This is a genomic window from Saccharopolyspora hirsuta, assembly GCF_008630535.1.
In the GTDB taxonomy this organism is placed as follows: domain Bacteria; phylum Actinomycetota; class Actinomycetes; order Mycobacteriales; family Pseudonocardiaceae; genus Saccharopolyspora; species Saccharopolyspora hirsuta.
Map to the genome: position 1 here is coordinate 287846 of NZ_VWPH01000001.1, position 18884 is coordinate 306729.

Genomic DNA, 18884 nt, shown 5'->3' on the forward strand with positions numbered 1-18884 from the left:
GTACACTTCTGCCATGGCAAGGAACCGTCGCATCGATCGAGCGGAGCGCGAACCCGATCTGGGCATGCTCGCTGCCAGGTTGCTGTGGCCGGTCGAGGAAGAGCTCTTCGCCCGGCTGGCCGAGTGCGGGCACGCGCACGTGCGCCCCCGGCACGGCGCGCTGCTCGCGTACCTGGACGAGACCGGGGTCAGGCCGACCGAACTGGCCAGGATCACGGGGCAGCACAAGCAGGTCGTGGGTCGCGTCCTCGACGAGCTGGAGGACCTCGGGTACGCGGAGCGCCGCCCCGATCCGTCCGACCGGCGGAGCAAGCTCGTCGTCCTCACCGAGCGCGGCCGCGACGAGCAGGCGCAGGCCGACCGCATCCTCGCCGACATCGAAGCCCGCTACGAAGCCAAGCTCGGGGCAGAGCGGTACCGGGAATTCCGCGCCCTGCTGCGGGAACTCGTCCAGCCAGCGCAGGATCCGCACCGCTCGTAGCCGCTGCGGTGACCCGTGCGCCCGTTCGCATTGCGGTGCGGCAGATCAGGTCGGCGAGGGCGAAGACCGCGGCGCTGGTGAGGTACCAGCGGCACGTCTGCGATCACGGGGCTCGGCCTGTGCTTCGCGGGGACACCTGCGCAGGTGCGTCCTGCCGACCGTGGTCAACTGCTGACCGGTCGCGCGCGGGGCCGGGCGAGCGCCCGCGCCGCGCGGCGGGTGGTTCCCCACCCGGTCAGGCACAGCACGACCAGCGCGGGCCAGAGCAGCACGCGAGCGGTTTCGGCGAGCCAGCCCGCGCCGCTCGCCGCCGCGACGCCGAAGGTCGCGGTGCAGGTCATGCCCAGCGGGAACACCGTGGCCCAGCGCCGGAAGTCGTAGCGCAGCCGGGGCACGGCCAGCTCCAGCACCGCAAGCACCGCGCACCAGGCGGCCGTGATCGCCCAGAGCACGAACGCACCCGCCCCGACGACAGCGGCCGCCGCCAGGTGCAGCACCCGCAGCGCAGAACCCAGTTCGCTGGTGGACACCGTGCTGATCGCCAGCGCACCACCCGCGATCCAGTGGTCACCGCAGCCGCGCACCAGCTGGCGGAAGTCGAACCGCGACAGCACGAAGACGTACAGGCCGAGACCGAGGACGTCCGCGACCGCCGCGACCGGCAGCAGCCACACCGCGCCGACGGCCAGCTTCGCGGCCAGGACCGCGAGCGACTGGGTGGCCACGCACAGCAGGAAGCACACGCCGACCACCGGAGACTTCAGGCCCCGGAGCACTCGCGGCATCAGCACCGCCCACAGCGCCACCGCCGCTGCCAGGAGAACCCAGCTCGCGGCAGGCCACCCGTGCTGGGTGAGACCGACGCCGAGCACACCGGTCGCCGCGACACCGGTCAGCGCACCCGGCCGCACCGATTCCGCGCGCCAGCCCGCCGCATCCGCGGCCAGGCGGATCAGGAACGACACCGCCAGCAGCACCCACACCGCCCCGGCCGCAGCCAGCAGCACCGCGGACAGCACGGGGTGACCCGTCAGCTGCGCGGCGACCGACACGATGCCGGTGCCCATCACCACCGCGCCGGATTCGCACGGGATCCGGCGCACCACCGCCGCGAACACCGCTCAGAGCCGCTGCCAACCGCGCGGCGCCCGGCGGGTGCCGACGCGGTCGCCGCTGCGGCTGCGGTAGACGACGTACGGGCGGAACAGGTAGTGCACGGGCGCGCTGAAGGCGTGCACGAGGCGGCTGAACGGCCACAGCGCGAACAGCGCGAGCGCGAGCAGCGCGTGCAGCCGGTAGTCCAGCGGCGCATCGGCCATCAGCTCGGGATGGGGTTGCAGCAGGAAGATGTCGCGGAACCAGGGGCCGATCGTCTCGCGGTAGTCGTAGGGGCCGCGGATCCCGTTGTCGACCACCGTCGTCCACAGCCCCGCCGAGATCACCGCGACCAGCAGGACGTAGGTGAACTGGTCGCTGCGGCTGGTGGCCCGGCGCACGGCCTCGGTGCGCAGCCGCCGCCACAGCAGCACCACGAGCCCGGCCAGCGCGCCGCACCCGGCGAGCGTGCCGACCAGCAGCGACACCACGTGGTAGTTCCCCTCGGTGACGCCGAAGAACTCGGTCAGCGCCTTCGGCACCAGCAGGCCGAGCACGTGCCCGCCGACCACCAGCAGCAGTCCGTAGTGGAACAGCGGGCTGCCCACCCGCAGCAGGCGGGATTCGTGCAGCTGGCTGGAGCGCGAGGTCCAGCCGAACTTGTCGTAGCGGTACCGCCACACCGTGCCGCCGATGAACACGGCCAGCACCACGTAAGGCAGCACGCCCCACAGCATCGTGTCGATCGGGCTGATCACCGGCTTCCCTCCCGGAGCAGGAACGGCTGCAGGCCGACCAGCTCGGTCGGGGCCTGCGCGGGCACGGCCGCGGTCTCGCGGCTGCGCGGAACCGCGTCGAGCACCGCCAGCACCGCCCCGGCGTACGGCGTGTCGACCTCGCCGAGCTTGCGGTGCAGCAGCTCGATCGCGGGCCGGAACCGGCCGAGCAGCGCCTCGCCCGGATCCGCGGCGGCGACCGAGAACTCCAGCAGCGCGGGCAGGTAGTCCGGCAGCTCCCCGTCGGCGATCCGGAAGCCGTGCGCGCGGAAGATGCCCGCAAGCTCGGCCAGCGCGCCGCCGCGCAGCCTGGTGTCCCCGTGCACGAACCACGTCAGGTAGAGGCTGCGCCGCGGGCTGACGTCGAACACCTCGATGTAGTGCTGCTCTGCGACCGGCAGCGGTGTGCCGGCGAGGTGGTCCAGCAGCCGGTGCAGCGGTTCGGCCGTGGGGAGATCACCGAGCTCGGCGGTGGCCTCGCGCAGCAGCGGGAGCTGCCGGACCAGCTCGGCGTCGGGGTAGTGCAGGCACCACGCCGCGATCTGCCGGACCAGGCCGCGGGTGCGGGCGTTGAGCCGTCGACGTTTCACCTCCCACCCCCGCGCAGCGTCGGGAACATCCCGTCCGGTCGGCCGTCGCCGTTCCACACCACCAGATCGGTGCTCCCGGTGCGCAGACCGCCCATGCCCGGGCCGCCGTCGGTGTCCAGGCCGCAGGTGGTCGCCAGCGACTCCAGCTCGTGCGCGTCGCCGATCCCCGCGGTCGGGATGACGTAGCGCTCCTCGTACTTGGCGATGGCCAGCAGCCGGTACATCGACTGCAGCTCGGCGGCGTCCAGCCCGACCTCCCGCAGCGGTGCCTCGTCCGGTGGTTCGCCCAGGTTCACCGAGCGCATGTAGGAGCGCATCGCCGCGAGCCTGCGCAGCGCGTCCCGCACCGGGGCGACGTCGCCCGCGGTGAACAGCTCGGCCAGGTACTCGACCGGGATGCGCAGCGCGTCGATCGCCCCGAAGAGGTTGTCCGCGTCCTCGCCGTCGAAGCCGGTCTCGGCCACCGCGTCCACCACCGGCGACAGCGGCGGGACGTACCAGACCATCGGCATGGTGCGGTATTCCGGGTGCAGCGGCAGCGCCACGCGGTACCGGCAGATCAGGTCGCGCACCGGCGAGCGCCGGGCCGCCTCGATCCAGTCGTGCGGGGTCCCCGCCCGCTCGGCCGCGGCGACCACCGCCGGGTCGTGCGGGTCCAGGAACAGGTCGCGCTGCGCCGGGTAGAGCTGGTGCTCGTCGGTGACCGAGGCGGCCTCGGTGACCCGGTCGGCGTCGTAGAGCAGCACGCCGATGTAGCGCAGCCGCCCCACGCAGGTCTCCGCGCAGATCGTGGGCTGACCAACCTCGACCCGCGGGTAGCAGAAGGTGCACTTCTCGGCCTTGCCGGTGCGGTGGTTGAAGTAGACCTTCTTGTACGGGCAGCCGGAAACGCACATCCGCCAACCCCGGCACTGGTCCTGGTCGACCAGCACGATGCCGTCCTCGGTGCGCTTGTACATCGCGCCGGACGGGCAGGAGGCCACGCAGGACGGGTTGAGGCAGTGCTCGCAGATCCGCGGCAGGTGGAACATGAACGACTGCTCGAACTCGAACTTGATCCGGGTGCCCAGCTCGGTGCGCAGCTTGGCCACCACCGGGTCGGCCTCCCCGTGCTCCGGGGTGCCGCCGAGCGAGTCCTCCCAGTTCGGTCCCCAGCGGACGGACGTGGGGCGACCGGTGACCGCCGAGGTCGGCCGGGCGACCGGGGTGTCCTCGCCCAGCGGTGCTTCCAGCAGCATCCGGTAGTCGTAGGTCCAGGGCTGGTAGTAGTCGTCGAGCTCCGGCAGGTCGGGGTTGGCGAACAGCGTGGCCAGCTTGCGCAGCCGCCCACCGCCGCGCAGCTTCAACCGCCCCCGCCGGTCGAGCTGCCAGCCGCCGCGCCACTTCTCCTGGTCCTCGTAGACGCGCGGATATCCCTGCCCGGGGCGGGTTTCCACGTTGTTGAACCACGCGTACTCGACGCCGCCGCGGTTGGTCCAGGTCTGCTTGCAGGTGACCGAGCAGGTGTGGCAGCCGATGCACTTGTCCAGGTTCATGACCATGGCGAGCTGGGCCATCACGCGCATCAGTACTCGACCTCCTGGCTGCGGCGGCGGATCACGGTCACCTCGTCGCGCTGGTTGCCGGTGGGCCCGTGGTAGTTCAGCGCGAAGGTCTGCTGGGCGTAGCCGCCGATGAGATGGGTGGGTTTGACCTGCACGCGGGTCAGCGAGTTGTGGATCCCGCCGCGCCGTCCGGTGGTCTCGCTCTTCGGCACGTTCACCGTCCGGTCCTGCGCGTGGTACATGAACACCGTGCCCGCGGGCATCCGGTGCGAGACGACCGCGCGGGCCACCACCACGCCGTTGCGGTTGACCGCCTCGACCCAGTCGTTGTCCCGCACCCCGATCGCCGCCGCGTCCACCGGGCTCATCCAGAACGTCGGGCCGCCCCGCGACAGCGTCAGCATGATCGGGTTGTCCTGGTACTCGCTGTGGATCGACCACTTCGAGTGCGGGGTCAGGTAGCGCACCACGACCTCCGCGCCGTCGGGCCCGAGCCGACGTTCCCCGGCGAGCCGGTGCAGGTCCAGCGGTGGTCGGTACAGCGGCAGCTGCTCGCCGAGCTCGGCCATCCAGTCGTGGTCCAGGAAGAAGTGCTGGCGGCCGGTCAGGGTGTGCCAGGGCTTGAGCTGCTCGACGTTGATGGTGAACGGCGAGTACCGCCGCCCGCCGGACTCGTCGCCCGACCACTCCGGGCTGGTCACCACCGGTGCCGGGCGGGAGCGGGTGTCGGCGAAGGTCACCCGGTGCCCGCCGTGGTGGGTCGCCAGCTGTGCCAGCGGCCGCCCCACGCGCTGCTCCAGCGCACGGAAGGCCTCCGTGGCCAACCGGCCGTTCGTGGTGCCGGACAGAGCGAGCACGGCATCGGCGAACCGGCGGTCGGTGTCCAGCCGCGGTCGTCCGGCGGCCGGGCCCGCGGTGGCGAGACCGTTGGCGCTGCCCAGCCACGCCAGCTCCTGGTCGACCTCGACCGTCCAGCCCTTGGTGGTCACCCCGAGCTTGTCCAGCAGCGGTCCGGCCGCACCCAGCTTCGCGGCCACCGCCGGGTAGTCCCGCTCGACGACCGTCAGCGCGGGCATGGTCCGGCCGGGCTGCGGATCGACCTCGCCGCGGCGCCAGTCCAGCAGCACCCCGCCCGGCTGCGCGACCTCGCCGGGCGTGTCGTGGCCGATCGCGGTGGCGACCACGTCCCGCCGCACCCCGAGGTGGGTGGCGGCCAGCTCGCTGAACTTCGCGGCGATGCCGTGGAAGGCGTCGAAGTCGGTGCGGCACTGCCACGGCGGGTCGACCGCGGCGTTGAACGAGTGCACGTAGGGGTGCATGTCCGTGCTGGACAGGTCGTGCTTCTCGTACCAGGTGGCGGCGGGCAGCACCACGTCGGAGAACAGCGTGGTGCTGGTCATCCGGAAGTCCAGCGAGAGCAGCAGGTCCAGCTTGCCCTCGGCGGACTCCGCCCGGTGTACCTCGGCGGGCGGCTGCTCGGGCTCGGCCGAGCGCGGCTGCGCCTCGGTGCCCAGCAGGTGCTTGAGGAAGAACTCGTTGCCCTTGGCCGACGAACCGAGCAGGTTGGAGCGCCACACGGTCAGCACCCGCGGCCAGTTGCCCGGCGCATCGGGGTCCTCGCAGGCGAAGCCGAGCCGACCCGAGCGCAGCTCCTGCACGACGTGTTCCACCGGATCGCGCCCGGCGGCCTCGGCCTCGTCGGCCAGCTCCAGCGGGTTCCGGTCGAACGTCGGGTAGGACGGCATCCAGCCCGCCCGCGCCGAGCGCGCGATGCAGTCGGCCGCCGTCGTCCCGCTGAGCGAGCCAGCGGCCCCGGGCCAGGTCAGCGCGTCGGTGGTGAGGCCGTCGTAGCGCCACTGCCCGGTGTGCAGGTAGAACCAGGCCGTCCCGATCATCTGCCGCGCCGGGCGGTGCCAGTCCGCCGCGCTGGCCAGCGTGGCCCACCCGGTCAGCGGCCGCACCTTCTCCTGACCCACGTAGTGCGCCCAGCCGCCGCCGTTGCGGCCCTGGCAGCCGGTGAGCAGCAGCAGGGTGAGGAACGTCCGGTACACCTCGTCGGAGTGGAACCAGTGGTTGGTACCGGCGCCCATCAGGATCATGCACCGGCCTTCGGACCGGACCGCGGTGTCGGCGAACTCCCGCGCGATCCGCACCGCGCGCGCCGCCGGTACCGAGGTGATCTGCTCCTGCCAGGCCGGGGTGCCGGGTTCGGGGTCCGCGTAGTCGGTCGGCCAGCTGCCGGGCAGGCCCTCGCGACCGACCCCGTACTGCGCGAGCAGCAGGTCGAACACCGTGGTCACCAGCGGTCCGCCCGGCGTCAGCCGCACGGCTGGCACGCCGCGGGTGACGGCCGCACCGGCCCCGTCCGGCGAGTCGAAGCGCGGCAGCAGCACCTCGACCGCTCGGTGCGGGTGGTCGTGCAGGCTCAGCCGCGGGGTGACCTCGCCCAGGTCGAGGTTCCAGCGCCCGGTCTCCTCGTCGTTCCAGCGGAATCCCAGCGACCCGTTGGGCACCACCGGCTGGCCGGTGGCGTCGTCGAGCAGCACGGTCTTCCACTGCTCGCGCGCGCCCGTCCGCCCCAGGTCGGCGGCCGTGACGAATTTCCCCGGCACCAGCGCGCCGTCGCGCTCGACCAGGCCGACCAGGAACGGCAGGTCCGTGTAGCGGCGCACGTAGTCGGTGAAGAACGGCGTCGGGCGCTCGACGAAGAACTCCTTGAGCACCACGTGGCCCATCGCCACCGCGAGCGCCGCATCCGTGCCGGGGTGCGGGGCCAGCCACTCGTCGGCGAACTTGGTGTTGTCGGCGTAGTCCGGCGAGACCACCACGACCTTCTGCCCCCGGTAGCGCGCCTCGGTCATGAAGTGCGCGTCCGGGGTCCGGGTGACCGGGACGTTGGAACCCCACATCACCAGGTACGCCGCGTCCCACCAGTCCGCCGACTCCGGCACGTCGGTCTGGTCGCCGAACACCTGCGGCGAGGCCACCGGCAGGTCGGCGTACCAGTCGTAGAACGACAGCATCGGCGCGCCGATCAGCGACAGGAACCGCGATCCGACGGCGTGCGAGACCATCGACATCGCCGGGATGGGGGAGAACCCGGCGATCCGGTCCGGCCCGTGCGCGGCGATGGTGTGCACGTGGGCGGCGGCGATCATCTCCAGCGCCTCGTCCCAGGAGACCCGCACCAGCCCGCCCTTGCCGCGCGCTCGCTGGTAGCGCCGCCGCGACTCCGGATCGTCCACGATGGACGCCCACGCGGCCACCGGGTCCCCGGTGGCCGCTTTCGCACGGCGGTACATCTCGACGAGCACGCCGCGCGCGTGCGGGTAGCGGATCCTGGTGGGGGAGTAGGAGTACCAGGAGAACGACGCGCCCCGCGGGCAGCCGCGCGGCTCGTACTCCGGGTGGTCCGGACCCACCGACGGGTAGTCGGTGTCCTGGGCCTCCCAGGTGATGATCCCGTCCTTGACGTAGACGTTCCACCGGCAGGAGCCGGTGCAGTTCACGCCGTGCGTGGAGGGCACCACCTTGTCGTGGTTCCAGCGGTCCCGGTAGAAGGCGTCGCCCTCGCGCCCGCCGGTGCGGAAGACGGCCCGCAGGTCCGCTGTCGTGTCCTCCTTGGAGAGCAGGCGGCCGAGTCGGAGCAGTGCGTCCCCGGCCGCGCCGCCGTCCGCTCGGCTCCGGGCGGATCGGCCGGATCCGCTGCCGGTGTCCCGTACGGGCGCTGCGCACATGCTGCTTTCTCCGATCGTGCTCGGGAAGTGCGGGTGGGAAATGTGGTGGGTGGTGCTCTGCTCGAATTTACGGCCGCTGGGCGGTGCTTGTCAGGGTCGTCAAAAGTGGGAACGTTCACGCCCGGTAAAGGCGTGAAAACGATGCGTGTTCGGTTTGCGAGCGTCGGGAAGCTGGCCTGGTTTTCGGGGAAGACCGTCGTTTGGGAATAGTGAGGTGGGGATCTACCTGCGGACATGGTGGGTTCGCGCGTCGTGCGGTGGTATATTCCAAGAATTCATCGAGTTGCTTCATCTGGCCCCTCCTGGCCTTCTTGTCTATTTTGTGTGGTTTTGTGGATGATTATTCGATTTGCTTATCGGACGAATTGGTGAGTGTTCTTCCGAATGGCTTACGACTTCCGTTGGCGGCGGTGCCGCCTTGGGTGGCTAACGGGTATTTTGTTGTGGCTGTCGGATTGAGCCTTTTTCATCCTGGCTGTGGACCGCAGCTGCGAAGGGCGAACTGCACCGGTCGGCAGGTGTCGCATGCGCCGCCAGGCGCATAGCCCACCCTCGCAGCTTGCACTGCCGCGGGTTCTCAGCGTTCGCCTGGCGAGGACGGCCCTGACGCCGTGTATCGGTCATACATCAGTCAGGGACCCCGCAGTCCAGGCGGGCGCTGAGGTTCCGCCACCCGCACCGCCACGCAGAACGAGGTGGGAAAACCTCATTGGGGGGTGTCTCTTCGGTCGCGACGGCGGCGGCGTGGCCGCGGTGGGCTGGCGAGCTCTCGGGCTGGAGCGAGGCGAACGCGCCGGGTCGACACGTGGCGTCCGAGTGCGGCGGGAGCGGGCAGCTGTTGCCGGGGTGGGTCAGTCGGTTTCGAAGCGGATCGAGTCGGGATCGGGGTAGGTCGGGTGGCGGTGCGGTCCGGGCTCAAGTCCGCGTCGAGGTGTGTGAATCCTCCTTTCTCGCAGTGGTCCTGGCCCGTGGTCCACAGTGGATGGAACCTGGTCGGTGTGTTTCTCGGTGCGGGGTGGTGATCGAGAACGCCATGTCACGATGATGCCAGCAGGTCGAACGAGTTTTCGACCACATTTCGGTCCCTCGATCGGTTGATCATCGGTCGCCCGTCCCGCGTGCGGGGTGCGGGATGCGGTCCGGAATACCGGTCTGGCCTGCGGTGTTGTTAGCCGTGTGCGGGAGTCTTCGGCGCGGCGCGACGTCTCCCGGGCGCAGAAGCTGCTGGCCCGGGAGCGTGCGAGCGCGCTGGCGCGGATCGAGTCGCTGCAACGCCACCTGGCCGCGATCGGCGACGTCTCGACCTGGACCGGCACCGACGACGAGCACGACCCGGAAGGGGCCACGCTCGCCTACGAGCGCGCTCAGGTGCAGGGATTGCTCGCTGATGCGCGACGCGAGCTAGACGAGCTCGACCGGGCGGTCTCGCGATGGGAGAAAGGCACCTACGGCGTCTGCGCGCGCTGCGGGAAGGACATCGCCTGGCAGCGGCTGGAAGCGCTGCCCGCCGCGACGACCTGCATCAGGTGCGCGTCAGCGCGGCACTGAGTCGAGGGTCCGGGAGAAGGTCCGGCGGTAGTCGCGCGGCGGCACGCCGACGATGCGGCGGAAGTGGTGCCGCAGCAGTGCCGCGGTGCTGAACCCGCACTCGCGCGCGATCTGCTCGATGCCCAGCTGGGTGTCCTCCAGCAGGCGCCGCGCGTGCAGGACGCGCTGGGTGGCCAACCACTGGTTCGGTGTCGTGCCGGTCTCGGCGACGAACCGGCGCGCGAAGGTGCGCGGCGACATCTGCGCGCGTGCGGCGAGGCTGGCGACGCTGTGCTCGACGTCCAGGGTCTCCTGCATCCAGGTCAGCACCGGTTCGAGGCTGTCCCCGGTGCACTCGGGGACGGGCAGGTCGATGAACTGCCGCTGCCCGCCGTCGCGCTGCGGTGGCACCACCATGCGCCGGGCGATCCGGGTCGCCGCGGTGGAGCCCAGCTCGCGGCGCACCAGGTGCAGGCAGGCGTCGATCCCCGCCGCGGTTCCCGCGCTGGTCACCACGTCGCCGTCGTCGACGTAGAGCACGTCCGGGTCGAGTTCGGCGGTGGGGAAGCGGCGGCGGAACTCGGCCGCGTGGTACCAGTGCGTCGTGCAGCGGCGGCCGTCCAGCAGCCCGGCAGCGCCGAGCAGGAACGCGCCGGAGCACACGGAAAGCATGGTCGCCCCGCGCGCCGCGGCGGCCCGCAGCTCCGCGAGCACCTCGGGCGGGTAGTCGTCCCTGATCCGCGCGGCTGGCACCGCCACGACGTCGGCGCGGGACAGCTCGGCGAGCCCGTGCCCGGGAACCAGCTGCATCCCCACCGAGGTGCGCACCGGGTCGCCCGGTCGCTGCCCGCAGATGCGGAAGTCGATCGGCGGCACCCCGTCGGCGGTCCGGTCCAGGCCGAAGACCTCGCACAACACGCCCAGCTCGAACGGGGCGACGTCGTCCAGCACCACCGCGGCCACGCTGCGCAGCATGGCTGTCACGGTAGCTGGCAGGATTTTGCCGCACAATGGCATCACTGCCGCTGTCGACACCGGAGCCGCGCATCGCACGCTGGGGGCCTGCGAACCCGCGAGCCACCAGGGATGACGCACCATGAACACTCCGCTCGACCGGCCGTTCCCCGCAGGGCTGACCGGACTCCGCCGCTACTTCGCGGTGCAGAACTGGCTGTGGTCCGCCTACCTGACCTCCCTGCAGCCGTGGGAGGCGGAGGCCGAGATGCGCTGGGTCCGCAATCCGATCAACCGGCGCTGGGAGCTGCGCGGTGGTGTTCTGCCGCCGTGCGAAACCGAATCCACTTAGGACCTGCGCAGGTCGGCGCGCTCGGTGTACGTCCGGTGCGGTAGTGCGACTGCCGCTCGCCGACGGACGACGCGGCGGCGCTGCGGGCCGAAGCTGGATCCGACGTTGGACCGGTTTCGGAGGTGTCGCGATGTTGACCCAGTTCTTGGCGCAGTGGAGCCCTGTCTGGCACGGCCCGCACGGTGGCCCCGGATGGCCGATCGGGCTGGTGTTCCTGCTCCTGATCGTCGCGCTGGTGGGCGTTGTCGTCTGGTCGGCGGTGCGCGGTCGCCCGCGTCGGCAGTCGGCTGTCGAGCGGGCTCGGGAGATCCTCGCCGAGCGCTACGCCCGGGGTGAGATCAGTTCCGAGGAGTACCGCGAACGGCTCGGCGGCCTCGGCTGATCCACCTGCGGTAGTTGGGAACGAACCAGTCTCGAATATATGACGGTGAATTTCCAACATATCCCCGTTCGGGGGAACGCGTTCTTCCGGGTGGCGCGTTACCGTCGGGGCAGGTGCGCACGAAGCCGTACGGCACACCCCGGATTCGTCCGGGGCACAACACTGGGGGGAGAGGTCGGGGGCGAGCTGCGTTGGCTGGCCCCCGGCCGCTCGATCGACCACGGGAGTGGTCTGCGATGGATCTGATCACGAAGTGCAGTGAGCTCCCGCACGAGCAGTTGTGCGAGGAGATCCGGATCGCCGGGCTGGCCCGCAAGCAGGCCCTGGACTCCGGTTCCGAGGCCGACGTGGAGATGGCCGAATCAGTGCTGGACTGGTACCTGGACGAGCTCGCCGAGCGGTTGCGGCGCGGCCGCGTCCCGGACGTCCGGACCGTTCGCGACAGCAGGGAGGACGAACCGGTCCCGCAGTGACCTGCGGTCGCCGCGGGATGCGGTCGGGAAGAGCTGGCCGCGCGGTTCAGCGCGGGTTGCGGGAGGCCAGCCGGGAGCCGGGTTCGGAGAGCCGACCGCGCGCGGTCACCAGTGCGGTGCGGGCATCTTCCGGGGAGCCGTGGGCCAGGCGTTCGGCCGCGGTGCGGACCGCGTCCGCGGCATCGGTGGAGATGTCGATCTGCGGGTGCTGGTCGAGCATGTCGACCGCGCGGGTCAGCTCCTGCTGGGCGCGGTCGGCCGGGTCGTGCTGTGCGGTCAGTAAGTCGATGAGGGCCGTGTCCACCGCGTCGCGCAGGGCCGCCTCGGTCGAGCTGTGCTGGGCAGTCACGAGGCGGAAGTCTATGCGCTGGGGCCGCCGGTTCTCCTCGTCGAAGATCACCCACATGGGTGGTCCTTGCGATGTGGATCACCGCGATGAGCAGCGGTATCGGTCCCCGGTCGGAGCGCGGCCGTTCTCCGGAGCGGTCCGGTCGTGGTGGTATTCGGGGCGTGGACTGCGGACGAGCGCTGGGAGCGGCTGGTATGGACCGTGTTGCGCGGGAGGATCCCGAGCTGGCCTCACCCCGGCTGGTCCGGGCCGCTCGGCGCTCACCGGCGCGCAGCGGCGCGGAGAAGGACACGCGGACGCGCCGCACCGCGGTGAACCTGGCGCTGCTGCGGGCCCCGCTGGAGGGGCTGGAGCTGGACAGCTTCGACCACGCCGCGCTGACCTGGCTGGCCGACCGCGACGGCGAGGTGGTGGCGACCGTCTTCAGCCTGCTGGGCCGGGCACGTGCGGCGGCCCCGCCGGGGTCCACTGAGGACTCCCGGGCGGCGGGACGGGTTCCCGGCCCGGGCTGACGCGTAGCCTGGAGTCGATGTTGCTCGCCGCCGAACCCGGGAAGTAGGGGAGAGAGATGTTCGGGACCATCCTCGGATGGATCGTCTTCGGCCTGGTCGCGGGGTTCATCGCGAGGGCGATCGTGCCGGGCAAGGACGACGTCGGACTGGTGCGGACGATCCTGCTCGGCGTCGCCGGTTCGATCGTCGGCGGACTGGTGTTCGGCCTGCTGACGGTCGGGCTGCGCGGTTTCCAACCGGCCGGGTGGATCGGTTCGGTGATCGGCGCGGTGATCGTGCTGGTGATCTACAACAAGGTCACCGGGCGCAAGCGCGGGATCCGCTCGTAGCGGAGCCCGTTCGCGCGCTTCCAGGGGGAGATCGGACAGCCGGTCTCCCCCTGCGCTTCCTCCGGGCGACTACGGCTTGCGGCCGACCCCGGCCAGCCCGGGGAGCCGCTCCGGGTTCTCGCCGACCTCGGCCGGGGCGGCCGGTCGCCACTGCTGCAGGAAGACCACGCCCGGGTCCACCAGCTCGAACCCGTCGAAGAAGCCGGCCACCTCGGTGCGCGTGCGCATCGTCATGGGAGTCGTGGTGCGCTTGCGGTAGAGGTCGGCGTGCGCCGGGCCGACGTCGGGGCGGCTCTCGGCGGAGGCGTGCGAGACCACCAGGAAGCTGCCCGGCGCCATCGCCTCCCGGTAGCGGGCGATGATCTTCCGGGGATCGTCGGCGTCGGGGACGAAGTGCAGCACGGCGACCATCATCAGCGCGATCGGCTGGCTCAGGTCCAGCAGTTCGGCGACCTCCGGGCTGGCGAGCACCTGCTCCGGGTCGCGCAGGTCGGCGTCGACGATCGCGGCGTCCGGGTTGTCGCGCAACAGCTTCCTGCTGTACGCGACCGCGACCGGATCGGTGTCCACGTACACCACGCGCGCCCCGGGCGCGGCCTGCTGGGCGACCTCGTGCACGTTGCCGACGGTGGGGATGCCCGAGCCGAGGTCGAGGAACTGGCGGATGCCCCGCTCGGCGCAGAACTCCACGGCGCGGCGCAGGAATGCGCGGTTGGCCTGCATGATCAGCGGCAGGTCCGGCCACATCGCGATGGCTTCCTCGGCCATCTGCCGGTCCACCGCGAAGTTGTGGTCGCCGCCCAGGTAGTAGTCGTAGACCCGCGCCGCGTTCGGCTTCTCCAGGTCGATGTGCCCGTGCTCCGGCGACGACTCGGACATCCAGCTCCTCCTCACGGCTGGGCGGTGCGCTCCCGCCCAGCCGTGATGCTAATCCTGTCCGTTATGCCCGGGCTAGACCGCGGGCTCGGTCGTCCCGCCGAGCCGGACCACGACGCCCAGGGCCAGCAGCGCGACCGCCGCGCCGCCGGTCATGGTGATCGCCATCGCCGGACCGTCGTTGCCCAGCAGGCCGACCAGCGGCGCGATCAGCGCGCCGAGGCCGAACTGCCCGGCGCCGAGCAGCGCCGCCGCGGTCCCGGCGGCTTCGCCGTGCCGGGAGAGCGCGAGGGCGGGCGCGTTGGGCAGGACGAAGCCCATCGCGCCCAGCACCAGCCACATCGGCACGATGAACCCGTACAGGCCGCCGGTGCCGGTGGTGGTCAGCGCGGTCAGCACCAGGCCCGCCGCGGTGGCCGCGATCAGCGCGGCGAACACGATCTGCTTGGGGCTGTAGCGGTTGAGCAGCACGACGTTGAACTGGGAGGCGCCGATCAGCGCCACCGCGCCGACGCCGAAGACCACGCCGAACGCCTGCTGGTCGAGGCCGAACTGCTCCTGGAGCACGAACGACGAGCCGGAGATGTAGGAGAACAGCGCCGACATCGCCAGCGCCGCCACGATGGCGAGCAGCACGAAGTCGCGGTCGGTGATCAGCTGGCGGTAGGTGCGCAGGACCGGTCGGAACTGCGCGGCCTGGCGGCGTTCCGGCGGCAGCGACTCCTTGAGCGCGAAGATCGCCACCACCTGCAGGATCGCGCCGAGGACTGCCAGCGCGCCGAACACCCCGCGCCACGACCCGGCCAGCAGGATGGCACCGCCCAGGCTCGGGGCGAGGATCGGCGCCACGCCCATCACCAGCATCAACCGGGAGAGCGCGGTGGCCGCGGCGCGGCCGCTGAACAGGTCCCGGACCACGGCCAGCGCGACGACCATGGTGGCGGCCGCGCCGACGCCCTGCAGCGCGCGCAGCGTCCCCAGCACCGCGATGTTCGGGGCGAACAGGCACGCCACCGACGCCGCGATGTGCAGGACGGTCCCGACGATCAGCGGCAGCCGCCGACCGACGATGTCGGAGAACGGGCCGATCAGGAGCTGGCCGATGCCGAGGCCGAGCAGGGTGCCGGTGAGGGTGAGCTGCACGGTGGAGGCGCTGGCCTGCAGGTCGTTGCCGATGGCGGGCAACGCGGGCAAGTACATGTCGATGGTCAGCGGGCCGAGGGCGATCAGCGCCCCCAGCACGACGATGACCCGGAATCGGTCGAATCCGGTCGGCTCCTCGGTCGCAGATCGCGCATCCCGGGCCGCCGGAGGGCTCTGCACCGCAACGTTGTCCATCGCTGCCTTTCGAATTCACCGCGAGCGGTGGAAGATTCTGACGCGCTCCTTAGCGATGGCCGCGATCGCTTTGTTCCCGCGATTGCGGAAGAATCGGTGTGATGCGGGCTACATCGCCGTTCTCGCGGGTCGAACCCGTTGTTGCATCGGGATTTTCCGTACATCACGTTAACGCCGCTAAATGTCCCCTGTGGACGTATTCCTGGATTTCGGTAAAGGAATGATGAATTCTTCGATCGTCGGGCGGCGAACCGGTTTCACTGGTCGTGGCGAGTGCTGCCGCCGCCGTGGCGGCCTGTCCTCCCCGGTCGCGAGGGCTCCGCAGGAGGCCCGCCGGGGGGTAGGATTTCCGGGTTTGACCAGGCCGGTGAAGTGGAGTGGGGCGATGCACGGATACACCCAGGACAAGGACAACTACCTCAAACGGCTGGCGCGCATCGAGGGGCAGGTCCGCGGCCTGGCGCGGATGATCGAGGAGGACAAGTACTGCATCGACGTGCTGACCCAGATCTCGGCCGTGACGAAGGGCCTGCAGGCGGTCTCCCTGCGCCTCCTCGACGAGCACCTCAAGCACTGCGTGGCCGAAGCCCTCGCCGAAGGCGGTCAGAACGCCGACGAGAAGGTCAAGGAGGCCAGCGACGCGATCGCCCGCCTCGTGAAGTCCTGAGGGGAGAGGGCCGGGGGCGGTCGTCGGCCGCCCCCGGCCTCGGGATCAGCTCTGCGCCAGCAGCCCGCGCATCGCGTCGATCTCGGCCTGCTGGGTGTCGATGATCTGCTGGGCCATCTGCTTGGCCGCCGGGAACTGGCCCTCGGACAGCTCGGTCCGGGCCATCGTCACCGCGCCCTCGTGGTGCTTGATCATCAGGTCCAGGAACATGCGGTCGAACTCCGCGCCCCGGGCCTGCTCCAGCTGCTCCATCTCGTCGGCGGTCATCATGCCGCCCATGCCGCCGTGACCCATGTCGCCGTGACCCATCGAGCTGTGGTCGGTGCTCGGCGCCGGGGCGGCGCCCCAGTCGCGCAGCCAGCCGGTGAGCGTCTCGATCTCCGGTCCCTGCGCGGCCTCGATCTGCTTGGCCAGGTCCTTGACCTGCTGGGACTGCGCCCGCTCCGGGGCCAGCCGGGACATCTCGACCGCCTGCTGGTGGTGCGGGATCATGCCTTGCGCGAAGGTGACGTCGGCGGCGTTGCTGGCCGCCTGCTCCTGGCTCGCCGGAGCCTCCGGCGGCGTGCTGCCGGTCTCCTGTCCGTTGCCGCAGCCCGCCAGCGCGATAGCGGCGACCGCGCTGATCGCGGCGGCGAATGCGCGTGTGCGCTTCATCGTTCGTCCTCGTCTTCCATGAGCTGTTCTCGGGCACGCGTCATCGAGACCACGGCGCGGTGCCGTGGCCGATCAGCTGCCGATCAGCGGCGGAGGACGCAGAGGGCCGCGAGTCTTCGCGGCACGGGGAGCGGTGGCGGGACCAGCACCGGCAGGACCACCGCGAGGTTCCTCGGCAGTTCGGCCGCGGCGCGGAGGATGCGCCGGAGCTGGGGGAGCAGCAGCAGGAGGAAGCCGACGACGATCGCCAGGCACAGGTGCAGCGCGCCGTGGTCCGGGGCCGCCGGGGGGTGGTGGTGCTCGGCCGCCGCGGTCTGCACGACGGCGGTCTCCGGCGGGTGGGACTGCTCGTGCTGGGCCGGGACGTGGTGCATCACCACGACGCAGAGCGCCAGGGCCAGCAGCAGGCCCCAGCGCAGCAGACCCGGACGTTCTCGCACGTCACCCACCATACCGGGGCGGGGTTCGCCGGTCGTCAGGACTTCACCAGCCGGGCGATCGCGTCGCTGGCCTCGCGGATCTTGTCCTCGGCCTGCTCGCCGCCCTCGGCCAGCGCTTCGGAGACGCAGTGCTTGAGGTGCTCGTCCAGCAGGCCCAGCGCCACCGCCTGCAGGGCCTTGGTGGTGGCCGAGACCTGGGTGAGCACGTCGATGCAGTACTTGTCCTCCTCGATCATCCGGGCCAGGCCGCGCACCTGGCCCTCGATCCGCCGCAGTCGCTTGGCGTAGTTGTCCTTGTCGTGCGCGTAGCCGTGCATCGGCACCTCCCCGGAGTTCTGCTCCCTTTATACCCTAGGGGGGTACTGTTCGGCAAAGTCGATCAGAGGAAGCCCTCCGGCTTGACCGGCCCCTTCGCCGCGTCCGGCTTCTCCCGCTCCGCGCGCGCCAGCCACAGCACACCGCCCAGCTGGATCAGCGCCGCGCCGCCGGTCAGGGCCACCGCGATGACGGCGTAGACCTGCCAGCCCGAGATGAAGCCGAGCACCACCGCGACGACGAAGAACAGCAGCGTGCGCACCAGCACGGTGGTGAGTTGACTCTTGCTCATCAGTCCGGGGTCCTCCTGGTCGCGTCCCCCGTCGAGTGTAGGTGGCCGGAACCCGCGCCGACCGCGGGCGGCCATTGGGGCGATTGACGCGCCGACCGCGGGCGGCCATTGGGGCGATTGACGCGCCGACCGCGGCGATCCTATTTTGCCAACAGGTGTCCTCAGATTCTGGAGGGATCGCCGATGTCGAAGCCGACACCGCTCGGTCCGGACTCGCTCATGTGGCGCTACTTCGGCGATTGGCGCGGGCTGCTGCTGTCGCTGTGGGCGGGGTCGATGCAGAACATGCACCCGCAGCTCGGCGCGGGGGTCGAGGAGCACTCGCGGTTCTTCGACGAGCGGTGGGAGCGGCTCTACCGGTCCCTGTACCCGATCGGCGGGGTGGTCTACGACGGCCCGCGCGCCGAGCAGACCGCGCGGCAGGTGCGCGGCTACCACAACACGATCAAGGGCGTCGACAAGCACGGCCGCCCCTACCACGCGCTCAACCCGGACACCTACTTCTGGGCGCACGCGACGTTCCTGGTGATGCCGATCCTGGTCAACGAGCACTTCGGCGAACCGCTCACCGAGGAGCAGAAGGAGCAGATCTACGCCGAGGGCGTCCAGTGGTACCGGCTGTACGGGATGAGCATGCGCCCGGTGCCGCCGGACTGGCCGAGCTTCCAGCGGTACTGGGACCACATGTGCCGAGAGGTCCTGGAGGACAACAAGGCGACCCGCGACGTCCTGGACATCTCGCGGATCGGCAAACCGCCCCTGCTGCGCTGGCTGCCCACCCCGCTGTGGAAGCTCGCCCGCATCCCGATCAGCCGCGGGTTCGTCTGGCTCACCGTCGGCCTCTACGACCAGGCCATCCGGGACAAGCTCGGCTACCGCTGGACCGCGCGCGACGAGCGGATCCTCCGCGTCCTGGGCCGCGCGCTAGCGCTCGCCTGGCGCCTGGTGCCGTTCGAGCGGCGGTACCACCCGCGCGCCCGGGCGGCGTGGCGCCGCGTGCGCGGCGAGGTCCCGGCCGACGCGCCGCTGGTCGAAACCCCGGCGCGCAACCTTCCGCCGTCGGACCGCCGCGACGACCCCAAGCACTACTCGCCCGCCCAGGTCGGCTGAAACCCGGTGCCTCCTGCTGGCGGTACGCGCCCGGATCCGCACGTGCTGTGATCACCAGTGGTGAACCGCCGCCTCACCGCGATGTTCGCGT

The 18884-nt window shown here is 71.1% G+C and carries 22 protein-coding genes; 9 read left to right on the forward strand and 13 right to left on the reverse strand.

Annotation, left to right across the window (positions count from 1 at the left end):
* Positions 1-13: 13 nt before the first annotated feature.
* Complete coding sequence (locus tag F1721_RS01295) at positions 14-481, forward strand: MarR family winged helix-turn-helix transcriptional regulator (protein WP_211840276.1); 468 nt, start codon at positions 14-16, stop codon at positions 479-481.
* A gap of 164 nt (positions 482-645) precedes the next feature.
* On the opposite strand, the gene F1721_RS01300 is transcribed toward F1721_RS01295, so the two are convergent.
* Genes F1721_RS01300 through F1721_RS01320 form a run of 5 tightly spaced genes read right to left on the reverse strand, consistent with a single transcriptional unit; the run spans position 646 to position 8223 of the window.
* A complete protein-coding gene (locus F1721_RS01300; RefSeq protein ID WP_211840277.1) occupies positions 646-1599 on the reverse strand; it encodes a tellurite resistance/C4-dicarboxylate transporter family protein in 954 nt (317 codons plus the stop codon).
* 3 nt (positions 1600-1602) lie between these two features.
* Positions 1603-2334: a respiratory nitrate reductase subunit gamma gene (gene narI / locus F1721_RS01305; protein ID WP_211840278.1), complete on the reverse strand. Its 732-nt coding sequence runs from the start codon at positions 2332-2334 to the stop codon at positions 1603-1605.
* Positions 2331-2942 (reverse strand): nitrate reductase molybdenum cofactor assembly chaperone, encoded by a 612-nt coding sequence (gene narJ, locus F1721_RS01310; RefSeq protein WP_150064628.1) that lies wholly within the window; start codon positions 2940-2942, stop codon positions 2331-2333. The genes narI and narJ overlap by 4 nt, the downstream gene beginning before the upstream one ends.
* Positions 2939-4507, reverse strand: a complete 1569-nt coding sequence (narH, locus tag F1721_RS01315) for a nitrate reductase subunit beta (RefSeq protein WP_150064629.1) — start codon at positions 4505-4507, stop codon at positions 2939-2941. Before narH ends, narJ begins: the two co-directional genes overlap by 4 nt.
* Complete coding sequence (locus F1721_RS01320; RefSeq protein ID WP_170301319.1) at positions 4507-8223, reverse strand: nitrate reductase subunit alpha; 3717 nt, start codon at positions 8221-8223, stop codon at positions 4507-4509. Before F1721_RS01320 ends, narH begins: the two co-directional genes overlap by 1 nt.
* Positions 8224-9399: 1176 nt before the next feature.
* On the opposite strand from F1721_RS01320, the gene F1721_RS01325 reads away from it, so the two are divergent.
* Positions 9400-9771, forward strand: coding sequence for a TraR/DksA family transcriptional regulator (locus F1721_RS01325; protein ID WP_150064630.1), 372 nt, complete (start codon positions 9400-9402; stop codon positions 9769-9771).
* Here the strand turns inward: F1721_RS01325 and F1721_RS01330 are convergent.
* Entirely contained in the window at positions 9757-10725 is a 969-nt protein-coding gene (locus F1721_RS01330) for a GlxA family transcriptional regulator (RefSeq protein ID WP_150064631.1), read from the reverse strand. The two genes, F1721_RS01325 and F1721_RS01330, sit on opposite strands and share 15 nt — an antisense overlap.
* Positions 10726-10846: 121 nt before the next feature.
* Here F1721_RS01330 and F1721_RS01335 point away from each other — a divergent pair, with 121 nt between their 5' ends.
* From F1721_RS01335 to F1721_RS01345, 3 genes are all read left to right on the forward strand, one after another.
* Positions 10847-11056: a hypothetical protein gene (locus F1721_RS01335; protein ID WP_150064632.1), complete on the forward strand. Its 210-nt coding sequence runs from the start codon at positions 10847-10849 to the stop codon at positions 11054-11056.
* A 130-nt stretch (positions 11057-11186) separates the two neighbouring features.
* On the forward strand, positions 11187-11438 hold the full coding sequence (locus tag F1721_RS01340; protein WP_150064633.1) for an SHOCT domain-containing protein: 252 nt from the start codon (positions 11187-11189) through the stop codon (positions 11436-11438).
* Between the two features lie 236 nt (positions 11439-11674).
* Positions 11675-11911, forward strand: coding sequence for a hypothetical protein (locus F1721_RS01345; RefSeq protein WP_150064634.1), 237 nt, complete (start codon positions 11675-11677; stop codon positions 11909-11911).
* Between the two features lie 46 nt (positions 11912-11957).
* Here the strand turns inward: F1721_RS01345 and F1721_RS01350 are convergent, their stop codons facing one another.
* Complete coding sequence (locus F1721_RS01350) at positions 11958-12260, reverse strand: hypothetical protein (RefSeq protein WP_150064635.1); 303 nt, start codon at positions 12258-12260, stop codon at positions 11958-11960.
* A gap of 194 nt (positions 12261-12454) precedes the next feature.
* On the opposite strand from F1721_RS01350, the gene F1721_RS01355 reads away from it, so the two are divergent.
* Positions 12455-12772, forward strand: coding sequence for a hypothetical protein (locus tag F1721_RS01355; protein ID WP_150064636.1), 318 nt, complete (start codon positions 12455-12457; stop codon positions 12770-12772).
* Between the two features lie 56 nt (positions 12773-12828).
* Positions 12829-13101, forward strand: coding sequence for a GlsB/YeaQ/YmgE family stress response membrane protein (locus F1721_RS01360; RefSeq protein WP_150064637.1), 273 nt, complete (start codon positions 12829-12831; stop codon positions 13099-13101).
* 69 nt (positions 13102-13170) lie between these two features.
* Here F1721_RS01360 and F1721_RS01365 read toward each other — a convergent pair whose 3' ends face one another.
* Together F1721_RS01365 and F1721_RS01370 are read right to left on the reverse strand one after the other, a co-directional pair.
* Positions 13171-13980 carry an SAM-dependent methyltransferase gene (locus tag F1721_RS01365; protein WP_150064638.1) on the reverse strand — a complete coding sequence of 270 codons (810 nt, stop codon included), beginning with the start codon at positions 13978-13980 and terminating at the stop codon, positions 13171-13173.
* A gap of 72 nt (positions 13981-14052) precedes the next feature.
* Entirely contained in the window at positions 14053-15315 is a 1263-nt protein-coding gene (locus F1721_RS01370) for a multidrug effflux MFS transporter (protein ID WP_150064639.1), read from the reverse strand.
* Positions 15316-15700: 385 nt separating this feature from the next.
* Between F1721_RS01370 and F1721_RS01375 the strand changes: the two genes are divergently transcribed.
* Positions 15701-15982: a metal-sensitive transcriptional regulator gene (locus F1721_RS01375; RefSeq protein ID WP_150064640.1), complete on the forward strand. Its 282-nt coding sequence runs from the start codon at positions 15701-15703 to the stop codon at positions 15980-15982.
* Between the two features lie 45 nt (positions 15983-16027).
* Here F1721_RS01375 and F1721_RS01380 read toward each other — a convergent pair whose 3' ends face one another.
* The 4 genes from F1721_RS01380 to F1721_RS01395 form a co-directional block, all read right to left on the reverse strand.
* Entirely contained in the window at positions 16028-16636 is a 609-nt protein-coding gene (locus F1721_RS01380) for a DUF305 domain-containing protein (protein WP_150064641.1), read from the reverse strand.
* An 83-nt stretch (positions 16637-16719) separates the two neighbouring features.
* The gene (locus F1721_RS01385) at positions 16720-17076 is read right to left on the reverse strand and encodes a hypothetical protein (protein WP_150064642.1); all 357 of its coding nucleotides are present in this window, start codon (positions 17074-17076) and stop codon (positions 16720-16722) included.
* 35 nt (positions 17077-17111) lie between these two features.
* Positions 17112-17393, reverse strand: coding sequence for a metal-sensitive transcriptional regulator (locus F1721_RS01390; RefSeq protein ID WP_150064643.1), 282 nt, complete (start codon positions 17391-17393; stop codon positions 17112-17114).
* A gap of 62 nt (positions 17394-17455) precedes the next feature.
* Positions 17456-17683: a hypothetical protein gene (locus tag F1721_RS01395; RefSeq protein ID WP_150064644.1), complete on the reverse strand. Its 228-nt coding sequence runs from the start codon at positions 17681-17683 to the stop codon at positions 17456-17458.
* A 183-nt stretch (positions 17684-17866) separates the two neighbouring features.
* Here F1721_RS01395 and F1721_RS01400 point away from each other — a divergent pair, with 183 nt between their 5' ends.
* A complete protein-coding gene (locus F1721_RS01400; protein WP_150064645.1) occupies positions 17867-18793 on the forward strand; it encodes an oxygenase MpaB family protein in 927 nt (308 codons plus the stop codon).
* Positions 18794-18884: the final 91 nt, after the last annotated feature.

Bases quoted from the DNA above. Each gene is read 5' to 3' on its own strand.
- F1721_RS01295 (WP_211840276.1), top strand. From the start codon at position 14: ATGGCAAGGAACCGTCGCATCGATCGAGCGGAGCGCGAACCCGATCTG.
- narH (WP_150064629.1), bottom strand. From the start codon at position 4,507: ATGCGCGTGATGGCCCAGCTCGCCATGGTCATGAACCTGGACAAGTGC.
- F1721_RS01320 (WP_170301319.1), bottom strand. From the start codon at position 8,223: ATGTGCGCAGCGCCCGTACGGGACACCGGCAGCGGATCCGGCCGATCC.
- F1721_RS01330 (WP_150064631.1), bottom strand. From the start codon at position 10,725: ATGCTGCGCAGCGTGGCCGCGGTGGTGCTGGACGACGTCGCCCCGTTC.
- F1721_RS01335 (WP_150064632.1), top strand. From the start codon at position 10,847: ATGAACACTCCGCTCGACCGGCCGTTCCCCGCAGGGCTGACCGGACTC.
- F1721_RS01340 (WP_150064633.1), top strand. From the start codon at position 11,187: ATGTTGACCCAGTTCTTGGCGCAGTGGAGCCCTGTCTGGCACGGCCCG.
- F1721_RS01345 (WP_150064634.1), top strand. From the start codon at position 11,675: ATGGATCTGATCACGAAGTGCAGTGAGCTCCCGCACGAGCAGTTGTGC.
- F1721_RS01355 (WP_150064636.1), top strand. From the start codon at position 12,455: ATGGACCGTGTTGCGCGGGAGGATCCCGAGCTGGCCTCACCCCGGCTG.
- F1721_RS01360 (WP_150064637.1), top strand. From the start codon at position 12,829: ATGTTCGGGACCATCCTCGGATGGATCGTCTTCGGCCTGGTCGCGGGG.
- F1721_RS01365 (WP_150064638.1), bottom strand. From the start codon at position 13,980: ATGTCCGAGTCGTCGCCGGAGCACGGGCACATCGACCTGGAGAAGCCG.
- F1721_RS01370 (WP_150064639.1), bottom strand. From the start codon at position 15,315: ATGGACAACGTTGCGGTGCAGAGCCCTCCGGCGGCCCGGGATGCGCGA.
- F1721_RS01375 (WP_150064640.1), top strand. From the start codon at position 15,701: ATGCACGGATACACCCAGGACAAGGACAACTACCTCAAACGGCTGGCG.
- F1721_RS01380 (WP_150064641.1), bottom strand. From the start codon at position 16,636: ATGAAGCGCACACGCGCATTCGCCGCCGCGATCAGCGCGGTCGCCGCT.
- F1721_RS01390 (WP_150064643.1), bottom strand. From the start codon at position 17,393: ATGCACGGCTACGCGCACGACAAGGACAACTACGCCAAGCGACTGCGG.
- F1721_RS01395 (WP_150064644.1), bottom strand. From the start codon at position 17,683: ATGAGCAAGAGTCAACTCACCACCGTGCTGGTGCGCACGCTGCTGTTC.
- F1721_RS01400 (WP_150064645.1), top strand. From the start codon at position 17,867: ATGTCGAAGCCGACACCGCTCGGTCCGGACTCGCTCATGTGGCGCTAC.